Source organism: Candidatus Pelagibacter sp. uisw_091 (assembly GCF_059512525.1).
The window spans coordinates 847,852-863,628 of the sequence record NZ_CM183455.1 but is presented as its reverse complement, the minus strand read 5'-3'; the positions used below and the strand labels follow the sequence as shown (position 1 = coordinate 863,628).

Annotated in this window: 17 protein-coding genes; 13 read left to right on the top strand and 4 right to left on the bottom strand. The window is 29.0% G+C overall.

All coding sequences use genetic code 11. From position 1 onward, the window contains the following. Nucleotides 1-9: 9 nt before the first annotated feature. Nucleotides 10-2,679, top strand: coding sequence for an alanine--tRNA ligase (gene alaS / locus AC5YGA_RS04760; protein ID WP_415307984.1), 2,670 nt, complete (start codon nt 10-12; stop codon nt 2,677-2,679). On the opposite strand, the gene AC5YGA_RS04755 is transcribed toward alaS, so the two are convergent. Further along, on the bottom strand, nt 2,672-3,886 hold the full coding sequence (locus AC5YGA_RS04755; RefSeq protein WP_415307983.1) for an NADP-dependent isocitrate dehydrogenase: 1,215 nt from the start codon (nt 3,884-3,886) through the stop codon (nt 2,672-2,674). The two genes, alaS and AC5YGA_RS04755, sit on opposite strands and share 8 nt — an antisense overlap. Before the next feature lie 77 nt (nt 3,887-3,963). Between AC5YGA_RS04755 and AC5YGA_RS04750 the strand changes: the two genes are divergently transcribed. From AC5YGA_RS04750 to panB, 9 genes are read left to right on the top strand one after another with little or no spacing between them, the layout of a single operon-like run. Beyond that, nucleotides 3,964-4,611, top strand: a complete 648-nt coding sequence (locus AC5YGA_RS04750; protein ID WP_415307982.1) for a phosphatidylserine decarboxylase — start codon at nt 3,964-3,966, stop codon at nt 4,609-4,611. A gap of 3 nt (nt 4,612-4,614) precedes the next feature. Next, complete coding sequence (gene pssA / locus AC5YGA_RS04745; RefSeq protein WP_415307981.1) at nt 4,615-5,418, top strand: CDP-diacylglycerol--serine O-phosphatidyltransferase; 804 nt, start codon at nt 4,615-4,617, stop codon at nt 5,416-5,418. Further along, complete coding sequence (locus tag AC5YGA_RS04740) at nt 5,419-6,330, top strand: glycosyltransferase (RefSeq protein WP_415307980.1); 912 nt, start codon at nt 5,419-5,421, stop codon at nt 6,328-6,330. Continuing rightward, the gene (locus tag AC5YGA_RS04735) at nt 6,331-6,942 is read left to right on the top strand and encodes an RlmE family RNA methyltransferase (protein WP_415307979.1); all 612 of its coding nucleotides are present in this window, start codon (nt 6,331-6,333) and stop codon (nt 6,940-6,942) included. It abuts the gene before it with no gap. A 37-nt stretch (nt 6,943-6,979) separates the two neighbouring features. Next, a complete protein-coding gene (gene guaB / locus AC5YGA_RS04730) occupies nt 6,980-8,056 on the top strand; it encodes an IMP dehydrogenase (RefSeq protein ID WP_415307978.1) in 1,077 nt (358 codons plus the stop codon). Further along, entirely contained in the window at nt 8,056-8,511 is a 456-nt protein-coding gene (locus tag AC5YGA_RS04725; protein ID WP_415307977.1) for a tetratricopeptide repeat protein, read from the top strand. The genes guaB and AC5YGA_RS04725 overlap by 1 nt, the downstream gene beginning before the upstream one ends. Further along, nucleotides 8,501-10,066 carry a glutamine-hydrolyzing GMP synthase gene (gene guaA, locus AC5YGA_RS04720; protein ID WP_415307976.1) on the top strand — a complete coding sequence of 522 codons (1,566 nt, stop codon included), beginning with the start codon at nt 8,501-8,503 and terminating at the stop codon, nt 10,064-10,066. Before AC5YGA_RS04725 ends, guaA begins: the two co-directional genes overlap by 11 nt. A 26-nt stretch (nt 10,067-10,092) precedes the next feature. Continuing rightward, nucleotides 10,093-10,512 carry a VOC family protein gene (locus AC5YGA_RS04715; RefSeq protein ID WP_415307975.1) on the top strand — a complete coding sequence of 140 codons (420 nt, stop codon included), beginning with the start codon at nt 10,093-10,095 and terminating at the stop codon, nt 10,510-10,512. Nucleotides 10,513-10,514: 2 nt separating this feature from the next. Beyond that, complete coding sequence (panB, locus tag AC5YGA_RS04710) at nt 10,515-11,288, top strand: 3-methyl-2-oxobutanoate hydroxymethyltransferase (protein WP_415307974.1); 774 nt, start codon at nt 10,515-10,517, stop codon at nt 11,286-11,288. A gap of 1 nt (nt 11,289) precedes the next feature. On the opposite strand, the gene AC5YGA_RS04705 is transcribed toward panB, so the two are convergent. From AC5YGA_RS04705 to AC5YGA_RS04695, 3 genes are read right to left on the bottom strand one after another with little or no spacing between them, the layout of a single operon-like run. Then, nucleotides 11,290-11,904 carry a YjbE family putative metal transport protein gene (locus AC5YGA_RS04705; RefSeq protein ID WP_415307973.1) on the bottom strand — a complete coding sequence of 205 codons (615 nt, stop codon included), beginning with the start codon at nt 11,902-11,904 and terminating at the stop codon, nt 11,290-11,292. Nucleotides 11,905-11,944: 40 nt separating this feature from the next. After that, on the bottom strand, nt 11,945-12,436 hold the full coding sequence (locus AC5YGA_RS04700) for a tetratricopeptide repeat protein (RefSeq protein WP_415307972.1): 492 nt from the start codon (nt 12,434-12,436) through the stop codon (nt 11,945-11,947). A 4-nt stretch (nt 12,437-12,440) separates the two neighbouring features. Beyond that, on the bottom strand, nt 12,441-13,214 hold the full coding sequence (locus AC5YGA_RS04695) for a 5-oxoprolinase subunit PxpA (protein ID WP_415307971.1): 774 nt from the start codon (nt 13,212-13,214) through the stop codon (nt 12,441-12,443). A 27-nt stretch (nt 13,215-13,241) separates the two neighbouring features. Here AC5YGA_RS04695 and AC5YGA_RS04690 point away from each other — a divergent pair, with 27 nt between their 5' ends. The 3 genes from AC5YGA_RS04690 to AC5YGA_RS04680 are packed head-to-tail and all read left to right on the top strand — an operon-like array spanning nt 13,242 to nt 15,754. Further along, the gene (locus AC5YGA_RS04690) at nt 13,242-13,928 is read left to right on the top strand and encodes a 5-oxoprolinase subunit B family protein (protein ID WP_415307970.1); all 687 of its coding nucleotides are present in this window, start codon (nt 13,242-13,244) and stop codon (nt 13,926-13,928) included. Then, a complete protein-coding gene (locus tag AC5YGA_RS04685; RefSeq protein WP_415307969.1) occupies nt 13,921-14,874 on the top strand; it encodes a 5-oxoprolinase subunit C family protein in 954 nt (317 codons plus the stop codon). The genes AC5YGA_RS04690 and AC5YGA_RS04685 overlap by 8 nt, the downstream gene beginning before the upstream one ends. Further along, a complete protein-coding gene (locus AC5YGA_RS04680; protein WP_415307968.1) occupies nt 14,861-15,754 on the top strand; it encodes a DMT family transporter in 894 nt (297 codons plus the stop codon). Before AC5YGA_RS04685 ends, AC5YGA_RS04680 begins: the two co-directional genes overlap by 14 nt. The last annotated feature ends 23 nt before the right edge of the window (nt 15,755-15,777 follow it).

Below are 15,777 nucleotides of genomic sequence, written 5' to 3'. Positions count from 1 at the left end.
TTTAAATATATGGCTGACAAAACACTAAATCAAATTAGAACAACTTTTTTAGATTATTTTGAAAAGAATGATCACAGGATAGTTGAGTCTAGTAATCTAGTTCCAAATAATGATCCAACATTAATGTTTGCAAATTCAGGAATGGTACAATTTAAAAATGTATTTACTGGATTAGAAAAAAGAGATTATAAAACAGCAACAACCTCACAAAAATGTGTGAGGGCAGGTGGTAAACATAATGACCTTGAAAATGTAGGTTATACACCAAGGCACCATACATTTTTTGAAATGCTTGGAAATTTTTCTTTCGGAGACTATTTTAAAGAAGAGGCAATAAGTTATGCATGGAATTTAATAACTAAAAAGTTTGGAATTGATAAAAACCGTCTTTATGTAACAGTTTATCATGATGATGAAGATGCATTCAACTTTTGGAAGAAAATAGCTGGCTTTAGTGATGATAGAATAATTAAGATAGCTACATCAGATAACTTTTGGTCTATGGGTGACACAGGACCTTGCGGACCATGTTCAGAAATATTTTATGATCATGGTGATCATTTAGAAGGTGGTTTACCTGGTACTAAAAATGAAGATGGAAACCGATTTATAGAAATATGGAATTTAGTATTCATGCAATACGAACAAATTTCAAAAGATAAAAGAATAGATTTACCAAAACCATCTGTGGATACAGGCATGGGTCTTGAGAGAGTAGCTGCACTATTGCAAGGAACACATGATAACTATGAAACAGATCATTTTAAAAAATTGATACTATCTGCATCTGACACATTAAGTGTTAAAGTAGATGAGGTTAATCAATCTAGCTTTAGAGTAATAGCGGATCACTTAAGAGCAAGCTCATTTTTATTGGCAGAGGGTGTTTTGCCATCAAATGAAGGCAGGGGATATGTGCTTAGAAGAATTATGAGACGTGGAATGAGACATTCACATTTACTAGGTTCTAAAAAACCGATCTTCTACGATATCTTTAAAACACTCTTAGAAGAAATGTCTAATAGCTATCCTGAGTTAGAAAGAGCACAATCTTTAATAAAAGAAACTTTAAAAACAGAAGAGGAAAAGTTTTTAGTTTTATTAGATAGAGGAATAAAAATCTTAAAAGAAGAGTTGAGAAAAGTGGAAAAAGTATTACCCGGTGAGGTAGCATTTAAACTTTATGATACATTTGGTTTCCCTTTAGATTTGACCGAAGATATTTTAAAAAATAAATCATTAACAGTAGATGTGAAGAAATTTGATTTATTAATGAAAGAAAGTAAAGAATTAGCAAAAAAAAATTGGAAAGGATCAGGGGATAGCTCGGTCGATCAAATATGGTTTGATATAAAGGATAGATTAGGAGCAACTGATTTTTTAGGATATTCTACAAATAAAGCACAAGGTGTGATTACTTTGATTCTTAAAAACAATAAAGAGGTAAAAAATCTTCAAGAAAATGATGAGGGAATTATAATTACAAATCAAACACCTTTTTATGGGGAATCAGGAGGCCAAGTTGCTGATACAGGAATAATCTCTAATGAAGTTTTTGAATTTGAAGTATTTGATGTTCAAAAAAAATTAGGAGATTTATTTGTTCATTACGGAAAAGTTAAAAAAGGTTCAGTCAAACTACAAGACAGTGTTGAATTAAAAATAGATATACAGAGAAGAAATAATATTAGAGCCTACCATTCTGCTACTCATTTATTGCACGAAGCATTAAGAAGAGTTTTAGGTGAACATGTAACTCAAAAAGGATCTTTAGTTGAATCTGATCGTTTAAGATTTGATTTTAGTCATATGAAGCCAATCTCAAAAGAGGAGATGGAACAAATTGAACAATATGTTAACTCAATAATTCAAAAAAAATCAGAGGTGAAAACAAGAATAATGACGCCTAAAGAAGCTGTTGAGAATGGTGCCCTAGCTTTATTTGGAGAAAAATATGGCGAAGAAGTGAGAGTTTTGTCTATGGGGGATGAGGAAGGTAAATTTTTCTCAACAGAACTATGTGGAGGAACGCACGTTATAAATACAGCTGACATTGGAAAATTTAAGGTTATAAGCCAATCATCTATTGCAGCAGGCGTAAGGAGAATTGAAGCATTAAGAGACACACAGTTAGTTGGCTTTTTAAAAGAGAAAGAAAACTTATCTAATCTATCAGATCAAAAAAATGAGGCAGTTATAAAAGAATTAGGGACAAAGATTATTAAATTAGGAGGAAAACCTAATCTTCAAAATAGTGATCAAGTAGCCTTGATAAAAGACCTTAATAGACAATTTGATCAACTTTCGGTTAGCTCAATATTAAAAGATAAAGAAAAAAATAAAATCAATGATCAAATCATTAATGGATTTAAAGTAAGGTTTCAAAATATTGTAGATTTACCATTTAAAGATCTACGTAAGTTAATTGATGAAGGAAAAAAAGAAATTGGTGAAGGATTAGTAATAATTTATGCAATCAATGACAATAAAGTTGGATTAGCTGTAGGTGTTACCAAAACATTAGAAGACAAGTTTGATGCTGTAAAAATTGTTAGAGCTGGATCAGAAGTTATTGGTGGTAAAGGTGGTGGTGGAAGAGCTGACTTTGCCCAAGCAGGGGGAACATTGCCCAATAAAATTGAACAGTCTTTTGAAAATATTAAAAAATTAATTAATTAAGTTTTTTTTTAAGCTGACCATCTAGCTCATCTAAGAAACCATTAGTAGTTAAATACTTACTTGAAGGACCAATTAAAATTGCTAAATCTTTAGTCATTGATCCATTTTCAACACAATCAATACAAACTTTCTCTAAAGTTTTTGAAAAATTAATCAGTTCTTTGTTTCCATCTAATTTGCCTCTATGTGCAAGACCTCTAGTCCAAGCAAATATAGATGCAATTGGATTTGTAGAGGTTTCTTTACCTTGTTGATGCATTCTATAATGTCTAGTTACAGTTCCATGTGCTGCTTCAGACTCCATTACTTTTCCATCTGGAGTTAATAGAACACTAGTCATTAAGCCTAAAGAACCATATCCTTGTGCCATAGTATCAGATTGAACATCACCATCATAATTTTTACAAGCCCAGATATATTTACCACTCCATTTCATTGCACATGCTACCATGTCATCAATTAGTCTGTGTTCATAAGTAATCTTTAATTGTTCAAATTTTTCTTTAAATTCCTCATCAAATATTTTTTGAAAAATATCTTTAAAACGACCATCATATTGTTTTAGGATTGTATTTTTTGTTGATAAATAAACAGGCCATTCTTTAATCAAACCATAGCCAAAACAAGACCTTGCAAAGTCTTCTATTGATTTATCTAAATTGTACATTGATAAAGCTATGCCTGGCCCAGGAAAGTTAAAAACTTCATATTTTATTTCTTGGCTACCATCTTCAGCTGTCCATTTAACTTCCATTTTACCTTTTCCAGGAACTTTAAAATCTGTTGCTCTATACTGATCTCCAAATGCATGTCTTCCAATAATTACAGGGTCTGTCCATGAAGGTACTAATTTAGGAATATTTTTACAAACTATTGGTTCTCTAAACACAGTTCCTCCAATAATATTTCTTATAGTTCCATTGGGAGATCTCCACATTTTTTTTAAATCAAATTCTTCAACACGAGCTTCATCTGGTGTGATTGTTGCACATTTAATACCAACACCAATTTTTTTAATTGCAGCTGCGGAGTCAATAGTTATTTGATCATTGGTATCATCTCGACTTTTCATACCTAAATCAAAATACTCTATGCCCAAATCTAAATATGGAAGAATAAGTTTACTTTTAATAAACTCCCATATTATCCTTGTCATTTCATCACCATCAAGTTCTGCAACTAGGTTTTTAACCTTAATTTTAGCCATATTTGAATAATATATATTAGTAATTGTAATTTAGTGCTTTATATACATATTAATAAAAAATTATCAAATATAAGCTTATGTTAAAGAAAACTTTTCCAAAAATTCATTCAGAAGGATACAAATTTTTAGCTATCGCTATATTTGTAACAATTTTTTTATATTTCCTAAGCACCTTTTTAGGATTAATTGGATTTATACTAACTATATGGGTTTATTATTTTTTTAGAGATCCAGAACGAATTTCGATAAATGATGAAAATTATCTAACTAGTCCAGCAGATGGTGAAGTTTTAATGATACATGAAGTTGATGGACCAAAAGAGTTAGGTTTAGAGGATAAAAAATTTACAAAGATCAGCATCTTTATGAATGTCTTTGATTGCCATGTAAATAGAACACCTTGTGATGGTAAAATTTCAGAAATACTTTATAAACCAGGAAAATTTTTAAATGCATCGCTTGATAAGGCAAGTGAAGACAATGAAAGAAATTATTATAAAATAATAAATAACCAGAATGAAGAGGTTATCGTTGTTCAAATTGCAGGATTAATAGCTAGAAGAATCGTTTGTGAATCTAACAAAGACCAAAAACTTCAGCAAGGTGAAAGAATTGGAATGATTAGATTTGGGAGTAGAGCAGATGTTTATTTTGAAAATTATGAAACATTGGTAAAAGTGGGACAAAAAACAATTGCTGGTGAAACACTATTAGCTAAAAGATAGCTTATGGAAAAGCCGAAAAATAATTTTAAGATTGTATCAGATAAAAAAGCTAGAATGCTTTTACCAAATGCATTAACATTAATAAATGTTTGTATTGGATTAAGCTCGATTAAATTTGCACTAGATTCAAAATTTGAACTATCCATAATAGCTATTATTTTTGCAGCAATTTTTGATGCCCTTGATGGTAGGGTTGCAAGATTATTAAAAGGAACTTCATTAGTAGGAAAAGAGCTAGACTCATTGGCAGATCTAATAAGCTTTGGTGTGGCACCAGCTTTTATAATGTATTTTTGGTCATTGAATAATCTCGGTAAATTTGGCTGGTTGCTTACAATGATTTTTGTGGTTTGTGTTGCTCTTAGACTTGCACGTTTTAATGTAAGTTCAAATTCAGAACCATCATGGAAAGATAATTATTTTGAAGGCGTTCCTTCTCCAGCAGGTGGAATATTAATATTAATGCCACTAATATTTAGTTTGAGTGAGTTTAATTTAATCAATATTAATCATAATATTATAGTTCCAATATTTTTTATTTTGATATCATTTTTATTGATCAGTAAGATTCCTACGTTTGCATTTAAAAGAATAACTATACCTCGTCGAATGACAATTTTTGTATTATTTGGAATAGTATTATTCTGTGGACTTTTATTAATTTATACATTTAAAGTTTTGCTTATTTGTGGGCTGATCTATATTTTTTTACTACCAATTGGATATTTAAACTATCAAAGTGTTTATAAGAAAAAATTTTTAAGTGGTGAAATAAATGATAACGATGAATTAGAAGACATATTATAAATGAAAAAAAATGTAATTGTATCGTTAGCTGATTCAAATTATTTTGAATTGCTTAATGAATTAATTGACTCGATTAAGAGTTTTGAAAAAAGTAAAGATATAGCAATTTGTATTTTAGATGCTGGTTTATCAAATGAACAAAGAACTATACTATCTAAAAAAGTTGATGAAATTAAATCAGCGGAATGGGATATAGAAGTTCCTGCATTTAAAGTTAAAGGGAAAGAATGGCTAAAGAGTCAAGTATCAAGGGCATTTTTACCAAAATATTTTCCTGATTACCAAAAATTTTTATGGATAGATTGTGATGCCTGGGTGGGGGATTGGAATGCAATAGAGCTTTATTTTAAAGCTTGTGAGAATGGTAAATTAGGAATCACACAAACATTTACACCTGGATATAAAGATATGTCCAAAGTTAATTGGATATTTGGACAAATTGCAATAATTAAATCTCAAAATTTTAAACACGCTATAAAATCAAAAATTGGAATAGATAAAGCAAGGAAACTTGCTTTTGCACCACATATTAATATTGGTGCTTTTTCTCTAGAAAAAGATTCTGTTGGATGGATTACATGGCAAAAAAATTTAGAAGAAACATTAAAATCTGGAAATATTTTTGGATCAGAACAGTTAGCAATAAATATGTCAGTTTATATTAACCATTTAGAAACAGAATTTTTACCTCATAATTGTAATTGGTTAGTCAGTAATCTTTTACCAAAGTTTAATGAAAAAGAACGAAAATTTGTTGAACCTTATTTGCCAAATCATAATATAGGTATAATTCATCTTGCATCTGGAATTTGGGATGGTGATAAAGATATGAGAGTTCATAAAGAGATAAAAATTGATATTAAAACTATAGAAAATAAAACTTTATCAAAAAGCTTAAGGTTTGGTCGTTAATTGAAAAAGAATAAAATTTCAAAGAACTGGATCAATAAACAAAAAAGAGATATTTATGTCAGGCAATCCCAAGTGGATGGTTACAGAGCAAGATCAGCTTATAAATTGATAGAAATCGACGAAAAATTTAAGATATTAAAAAATGGTATATCAGTGATTGATTTAGGTGCTTCACCAGGCAGCTGGTCTCAATATATTTCTAGGAAAGTAAGGAGCGGAAGATTAGTTTCTATTGACATAAAGGGTATGGAGGAAATCGATAATACAATTCAAATTAAGGGTGATTTTACAGAAATAGGTTCACAGGAGAAGATTAAAGGATTTTTTAATTCAAAAGTTGACGTCGTAGTGTCTGATATGGCTGTTAACACAACGGGCATAAAGGATATTGATGCTATCTATACAGGTGAATTGGCTATGGAAGCGATGAACTTTGCTAAGAAAATGCTAGTTAATGAAGGACGCTTTGTCTCTAAGATTTTTTTAGGCTCATCATTTAATGAGATAGTTGCTTTAGGGAAAAAAATATTTAAAGAAGTGAAGGTATTTAAACCTAAATCTAGTAGAAAAGAATCTAAGGAAAGTTTTATTATTTGTAAAACTTTAAGATAGAGACTTTAATTTTAAAAGGAATCATATATAAATGATTATGGATCCTATAAAAGAAGCACTCACCTTTGATGACGTCACAATGGCACCAAAATACTCAGAAGTCTTACCTTCTGAAGTAGACACTAGTACAAAATTATCAAATGATTTAATTCTGAAAATTCCATTATTATCCTCAGCAATGGATACAGTTACTGAGAGTAAAATGGCCATAGCCATAGCTAAAGCTGGAGGTATAGGTGTCATACATAGAAATTTAGATATTAAAAAACAAATTAAAGAAATCAAAAAAGTAAAAAAATTAAAATTATTAGTTGGTGCAGCTGTTGGAGCAGGTCCACTAGAACTTAAAAGAGCTGAAGCAATTATAAAAGAACAAGTAGATCTAATTGTAGTAGATACTGCACACGGTCACAGCAAAAAAGTTGCAGAAATGATAAAAGCAATAAAAAAAATAAAAACTAAGAAAACAACTTTATGTGCTGGAAATATAGCTACAGCAAAAGCAGCAAAATTTTTAATAAAATTGGGAGTAGATATTGTTAAAGTTGGAATTGGACCAGGATCAATTTGTACGACAAGACTTGTAGCGGGTATTGGTGTGCCCCAGTTAAGTGCAATACTTGAAGTAAAAAAAAGTGTTACAAATAATAAAACAAAAATCATCTCTGATGGTGGAATTAAATACTCAGGCGACATTGCTAAAGCTTTATCTGCTGGAGCTGATGCAGTCATGATAGGTTCTTTGTTTGCAGGAAGTTCAGAAGCGCCTGGTAAATTAATTAAAAAAAATGGGAAATTATTTAAAAGCTTTAGAGGAATGGGATCTGTTGGTGCAATGAACAAAGGATCTGCAGATAGATATTTTCAAACAAAACAAAAAGACATATCTAAATATGTACCTGAAGGAGTAGAAGGTTTTGCAAAATATAAGGGTGATGTTAAAGATATAATTTATAAATTAATTGGTGGACTAAAATCTTCTATGGGATATTTGGGAGCAAAAAAAGTCCCCAAGCTTAAGAATAATCCTAATTTTGTAAAAATAACCAAAGCTGGTTTTTATGAAAGTATGGTTCATAATGTCGATGAAGTAACAAATGATAATAAATATTAATGATTAAAATAATTAGATTTACTTCAATTTTTTTTATAGTTTTAAATTTAACAAATTTAACAAATTTAACAAATTTTGCAAAAGCAGAAAATCTTTTTTTAAAAGAAGGAAAAATAAAATATGCTGAAAAAAAATACGATGAATCAAAATTTTTATTTCAAAGAAGTATAGTTTTTAATCCTAAAGATCAGGACTCATATTTATACCTAGCAAAAATTTATAAATTTGAAGATAATAAGAAAGAGGAAGAAAAAAACATTAATACAGTACTTTTATTGGATCCACAAAATGAAGAAGCAAATTATCTATTAATGGAAATAGAACTTAAAAAATCTAATTATTCAAAAGTTAAAGAATTAGTAGAAAATTTTACTATGATTTGCAGCCAATTATGTGAAAAAAAAAATTTCATTCTAAAATCATTAAAGAATTTAGAGCCTAAAGATGAATCGTAGTAATAATTTAAGTAAAATTTTAATAATAGATTTTGGATCTCAATTTACCCAATTAATTGCGAGGAGAATTAGAGAATTTGGGGTTTTCTCAGAAATTATTAGTCACAAAAAAATTAAAGCAAACAATATTGTTAAAGAGAGCATAAAGGGAATAATTCTTTCTGGTGGCCCTCTAAATGTTTATCAAAATAACAAATTTAACTTTGATAAAAAAATTTTAAAGCTTGATATACCTGTACTTGGCATATGTTTTGGACATCAAATTCTTTCAAAAGAATTAGGTGGAAGTGTTAAAAAGTCAAAAAATAGAGAGTTTGGTTTAGCTACTATTAACAAAGTATCGAATAGTATTTTGATTAGAAATTTTTTTAATAAAAAAAATACTAGCGATGTTTGGATGAGCCATGCCGATCAAGTATCTAAAATGCCAAAAAATTTTAAGGTTGTTGCATCAACAAAAAATTCTAAGTTAACAATAATAGAAAATTCTAAAAATAATTTTTATGGTGTTCAGTTCCATCCAGAAGTAACACATACAAAAAAAGGTAAAATTTTATTACGCAACTTTCTTTTTCTTGTATGTAAGGTTAAAAGAAATTGGTCTTCAAAAGATCAAAAATTAAGACTAATTAATGACATTAAAGAACAAGTAGGTAATAACAAAGTAATTTGTGGACTATCTGGAGGTGTAGATAGTAGTGTTGTTGCACAACTATTAAGCAAAGCAATTGGAAAAAACTTGACATGTATTTTCGTTAATAATGGTTTGTTAAGAAAAAATGAAGAAAAACAAGTAATTGAAACATTTAAAAAAAAATTAAAAATAAATTTGATTTATGTAAATGCTGAAAGAGAATTTTTTAAAAAACTAACAAACATATCTGATCCTGAAAAAAAACGAAAAATAATTGGAAACCTTTTTATTAAGATATTTGAGAGATATGCTAAAAAAATTAAAAATGTTAAATTTCTTGCACAAGGAACTCTTTATCCTGACCTAATTGAAAGCAAATCAGTGACAGGTAGTCAAACATCAAAAATTAAATCACATCACAACGTAGGTGGTCTACCAAAAAAGATGAGATTGAAATTAGTAGAACCACTTAAATTTTTATTTAAAGACGAAGTTAGAAAATTAGGATTAGAGCTTAACTTATCTAAAGAAATAATATCTAGACATCCTTTTCCAGGACCTGGCTTAGCTATAAGAATGCCAGGAATTATAACAAATAAAAAAATAAAAATTTTGAAGGAAGCAGATTTTTATTTTATTAAGGCTTTAAGAGAGCACGGATTATACCATAAGATTTGGCAAGCTTATGCAGCTTTACTCCCAGTAAAAACTGTTGGTGTTATGGGAGATAATCGTACTTATGAACACATTTGTCTATTAAGAGCAATAACATCTGAAGATGGAATGACTGCTGATTTTTTCGATTTTCCGAAAGGTTTTATGCAATCAATTTCTAATCAAATTGTTAATAATGTTAGAGGAATCAATAGAGTAGTTTATGATGTTACTTCAAAACCACCAAGTACTATTGAATTAGAGTAAAATTTTACTATAGAATACAAAATATTATGAAATATTTACACACAATGATTAGAATTTCTGACGTAGATGAATCATTAAATTTTTATTGTAAAGGATTGGGTCTAGTTGAAACAAGAAGAGTAGAAAATGAACAAGGAAGATTTACTTTAATTTTTTTAACAGCTCCTGGTGATGAAAATGCTGAATTAGAACTTACCTATAATTGGGATGGTGACAAGTTAGGTGATGGATCGCGTAATTTTGGTCATTTGGCATACCTTGTAGAAAATATTTATAAAACATGCAAGAAGCTTCAGGATCTGGGTTATACAATTAATAGACCACCTAAAGACGGTCATATGGCTTTTGTGAGATCTCCTGATAATATTTCTATAGAAATATTACAAGAAGGAAATTTAGAAATTAAGGAACCTTGGGTATCAATGAAAAATAATGGTGTGTGGTAAAAATGAATTACAAGATTATTAATTTTATTAAAAAAAAAAATAAATCAAAAATTATAAGTCTTACTGCCTACTCTAAAAATGTAGCATCTATTATAGATAGTCATTGTGATCTCATATTGGTAGGTGACTCTCTAGGCTCTGTACTTTACAATTTTTCTTCTACAAAAAAAGTGACATTAGATATGATGATAGAACATTCTAAGAGTGTAAGAATGGGCGTTAAAAAAAGCTTAATGGTAGTCGACATGCCTCATAATACTTACAGAAGCCCAAAAGAAGCATTAAAAAACGCAAAAAAAATAATATCTAAAACAAAATGTGATGCCGTTAAACTTGAAGGCGGTAAAAAAATTATTCAAACAATTAAAATCTTAATAAAGAATAAAATTCCAGTCATGGGACATTTAGGACTGTTACCACAATCAGCAACAAGTTTTAGATTTAAAGGAAAAGAAACAACAGAAAGAAAAATTATTTTAAGAGATTCTAAACTTTTAGAAGAAGCTGGTGCATTCTCAATTGTTTTAGAGTGTATTGAAAGCTCTTTGGCGAAAGAAATCACAAAAACAATCAATATACCAACTATTGGAATAGGTGCTTCAGTATATTGTGATGGGCAAGTTTTAGTTACAGATGATCTTATAGGATTAAATAAAATAAAAGCTAGATTTGTTAAAAGATATTCTAATATTGAAAAACAAATTAATGATGCTGCACTAAAGTTTAAGAAAGATGTGGTTACAAGCAAGTTCCCTACTAAGAAACATTCATATTAAATTAAAAATATTGTTTAAATGTTTCGTTAATTGATAAAACACCATAATCATTTAATCCACCAATTATTAATTGTAGTGCCACAATTAAAATAAAACCTAAACCTACGTAGGCTATCCATAAGTTTTTTTGAATATAATTTGCTAAATAAGTAGCTAATGCTCCAGTTAATACAACAGACAAAACAAGACCAAATATCATAAAACCAAAATAACCTTTTGCAGCACCAACAACTCCAATAACATTATCAAAGCTTATCGTAATATCCGCGAATAAAACTTTATAAATACTTCTTACAAATGAAGGTTCCATTGATTTTTTTACAGGTGATTTAATCTTATTCTTCATTTCAACTAAATCTTTCCTTAAATCATTAACAATCCAAATTAGAAGTAGTCCACCTAAAATTTTGATATAATAAAATTCAAATAGGTAAGTAGCAAAAAGAGCAAAAATAATTTTAAAAACTAAAGCTCCAGCAACACCCCAGAGAATTATTTGTTTTCTATTTTTTGGTACAAAGTTAGCAGCAATTAATCCAATAATAATAGCGTTATCAGCAGCTAAGATGATATCTATAAAGATAATTTGGGTTAAAATTATGAATTCTTCAATCAAGATTTTTTATAGTATTAAATAATTATTTTTTATTCAACGTCTAATATTTAGACTTCTTTGTTCCATCAATAATTTCTTTTAGTTCCTCATATTCTTCACAGTTACAAGCTTTTAAAACTTCTAATCTTTCTTTAGCTAAATCTAATCGATTTGTAACCACGTAAAGCTCACCAAGGTATTCATTTATTCCTTTATGGTTAGGTTCAATTTGTAGACCTTGTAGATAAAATTCTTCACCCTTTGAGTAATCTCCAAGTTTTCTAGTAGTAAACCCTAGATAATTTAAAGTATCTGCCTGTAGTGGTTTTTTCTCATTAGATCTTAAAAGAAGCTTTTGTGCTTTTGTATATCTTTTTAGTGCTTTTTCAGTTTTACCTTTTTTTTCATATTTCTTTGCTGTTTCAATTAAATTTTTTGCTTTTGTATAGTTTGAAACTTTAGATGCAGAATCACTATCATTGCTTGTCCCAGCTGAAAATGAATTATTAGTAAGTGCTATAATTATTAGTAAAGTATAAATAAGTTTTTTCATTTTTTTAATTAAATTTATTCATTTTGTTTAAAGGTTTTAATTCTAAGCCATTATTAACTAAATTATCCCTGATAGATTTTGCCGTCACTAATGAACTTTCATTATCACCATGTATACAAACTGAGTCTATCTCACAAGGTATCTGTTTACCACTGAGACAATTTATTGCCTGATTTTTAACCATATTTAATACATGTTTCTTTGATAACTCAGGGTCAGTGATTAAAGCATTTGGTTTAGTTCTAGAAATTAAATTTCCATTATCTTCATAATTTCTATCTGCAAAAATTTCACAAGCTATTCTCAAGCTATTTTTCTTGGCAGCAACTTCCATTAGTGAACCAGTTGGGACAAGATAAATAATATCTTTATTAATTTCTTTAATAGCTAGTGCTAGAGTTGTGGCTAGTTCTAAGTTTTCACAAGCCATGTTATTGAGTGCCCCATGTGGTTTAATATGAGTTACATTTTCATTATATTTTTGAGCTATCTTTTGTAATATTTCATATTGCTCGAAAATTAGTTTTTTTATTTCTAAAGAATTTAAATTAATTCTTTTTCTTCCAAAGTTTTCAGGATCGTTAAAAGAAGGGTGTGCACCCAAACTAACACCATTTTTTTTTGAAATTTGAATAACCATATCCATTGTTTGCTCATCTCCTGCATGGTAGCCACATGCAATGTTGGCAGAATTTACAATATTAAGTAATTCTGGATCATTCTTGACAGAATGAAACTTAGATTTTTCTCCTAAATCACAATTGATATTAATTTCCATACTCTTTAGTCTGGAGTATAACATGGCATGGTTAAAAATATATCAAATCTTGGTGATTCAGCAGTATATTGTGATTTTGGCTCAGAGGTTAATGAAAAAATAAATGCATGTGTCATAGATTATTTTCACCATATATCTAAATTAATAAAAGATAAAAAAATTGAAGGAATAACTAACTTAACACCCTCTTATAATAAATTAATCATTAGTTTTGATTTGACTATAACCAACTATATAAAAATTAAAAATTTTATAGAAGGTTTAGCTATTAATAGAGATATTAAAAATGATAATCAAAAAATTAAAATCCCAGTTTGTTGTGATGATGAGTATGGACTCGATTTTTTGAGGCTAATTGAAAAATTAAATATAGATAAAGATGAAATATTAGAACTATATTTTGGCAAAGAATATTTTTGTTACATGACAGGTTTTATTGCTGGAATGCCTTTTTTAGGAGATCTTAATGAAACTCTTAGGTGTGATCGATTGGAAACACCAAGGTTAAAGATGCCTAAAGGATCGGTAGGAATAACAGAACAATTTGCAAACATTTATACTTTTGAAAGTCCTGGTGGTTGGAACATTATTGGTAACACCCCAATGAAAATTTTTGATGATAAAAATTTAGCTCAACCAGCTCTAGTTAATCCAGGCGATAAAGTAAGTTTTTATCAAATAACAAAAGAAGAATATTTAAATTGGAATGAATAAAGCGTATTTTGAAATTTTAAGGGCAGGAATTAACACTACTATTCAAGACAAAGGTAGAAATCACTTATATCATGTTGGTATTGCCGTAAGTGGTGCAATAGACCAAAGAAATTACACATTATCAAATAGACTAGTTGAAAATCAATTAAATGAGCCTGTAGTAGAGTTTGCATACCAAGGCCCTCTTTTAAAGTTAAAGAACGGAAAAATAAATTTTGCAATATCTGGAGATATTTTTTTTAAGATTATTAGAAAGAATTTAGAGGTTGAAGAAGGTGAGTGTTACAAAAGTTATATATTAGCTGAAGAGGATCAAATAGATATAATATCAACCAAAAATTCTACGTATGGATATCTAGCTGTTAACGGTGGCTTTAATCTAGAAAAAACTTGGGACAGTTATTCTATAAACACTAAAGCAAATATTGGGCCTAACGGTGGAAAAAAATATTCTTTAGACGATAAAATTTTTATTAAAAAAATTGATATTAAAGGACCAATAAACAAAAAAATAAATTATGATTATTCTACTGATAATATCATTAGAATTATTAAAGGTACAAATTTTGACTATTTTTCAAACGATGCAATAAATAAATTTTTTAATGAAGATTTTTTAATCACAAACCTTGTTGATAGAATGGGCATAAGATTAAAAGGTCCTAAATTAGAAAATATAGTAAGCACCAATATAAAATCAGAAGGTCTAGTTAGAGGTGTTATTCAAGTACCAGCTGATGGCAATCCAATAATAATGTTGTCTGATCACGGAACAGTTGGAGGATATCCAAAGATTGGAGTAGTTATTGCTGCTGATCTTGATTTAGTAGGGCAATTAACGCCCGGAAAAAAAATAAATTTTAAAGAAGTAAGTCTTGAAGAAGCTCAAAATATATTTAAAGCATACACAGAAGATACAGATAAATATTTAAATGAATGTAATTAATAAAATTCCTGGTCCATTGCTTATTTTTATGGGAGCTTTAAGTTTAAGTTTTGGGGGGCTTATTGTAAAAAAATTTGAAGGTTCTACTGAGTGGCAAATTCTTTTTTGGAGATCTTTATTTTTTACACTTACTGTTTTAACCTTTCTAATAATTACCTATAAAAAGAAAACTTTAAGCTCTTTCTATAAGTCAGGATTACCAGGTTTTTTTGGGGGTATTGTATTATCATTTGGATTTTGTGGTTATGTTTATGCAATGTCAAACACATCAGTTGCTAATACCAATTTTATAATATCATTACAGATTTTATTTCTTGCAATTTTTGGTTACTTATTTTTAAAAGAAAAAATTTCAACAATCACTTTAGTTTCAATAATATTAGCAATAACAGGAGTTACTTTAATGGTTGGTAATGATCTAAGACCAGGTAATCTTTCAGGAAATTTAGCTGCATTTACAATGCCAATCACCTTTGCAGTCTTAATCATGATTGTAAGAAAATTTCCTACAGTAGACATGATTCCTGCTCAATTTGTTGCCGGAGTAAGTTCATGTTTAATTGGGTTAAGTGTATGTGTTTATTATTCACATAATTTAATTGTTTCACCTAATGATATATTTTTAGGTTTTTTAGCAGGCTTTTTTCAAGTTGGTTTTGGATTTATATTCATTACGATTGGTGCACGTAGCACGCCCTCTGCAATGGTTGGAGTAATTATGCTATCTGAATCAGTTTTAGGGCCAGTTTGGGCTTTTTTATTTGCAGGTGAACGAGCATCATTATTTACGTTAATTGGAGGTGCAATTATTTTATTTGCTGTTTTGCTTCAATTTTCGTCGTTGCTTTTATCTGATAAAAAAGAAAAAATTATTAATTGACTCTGACATACATCTGGTAGATT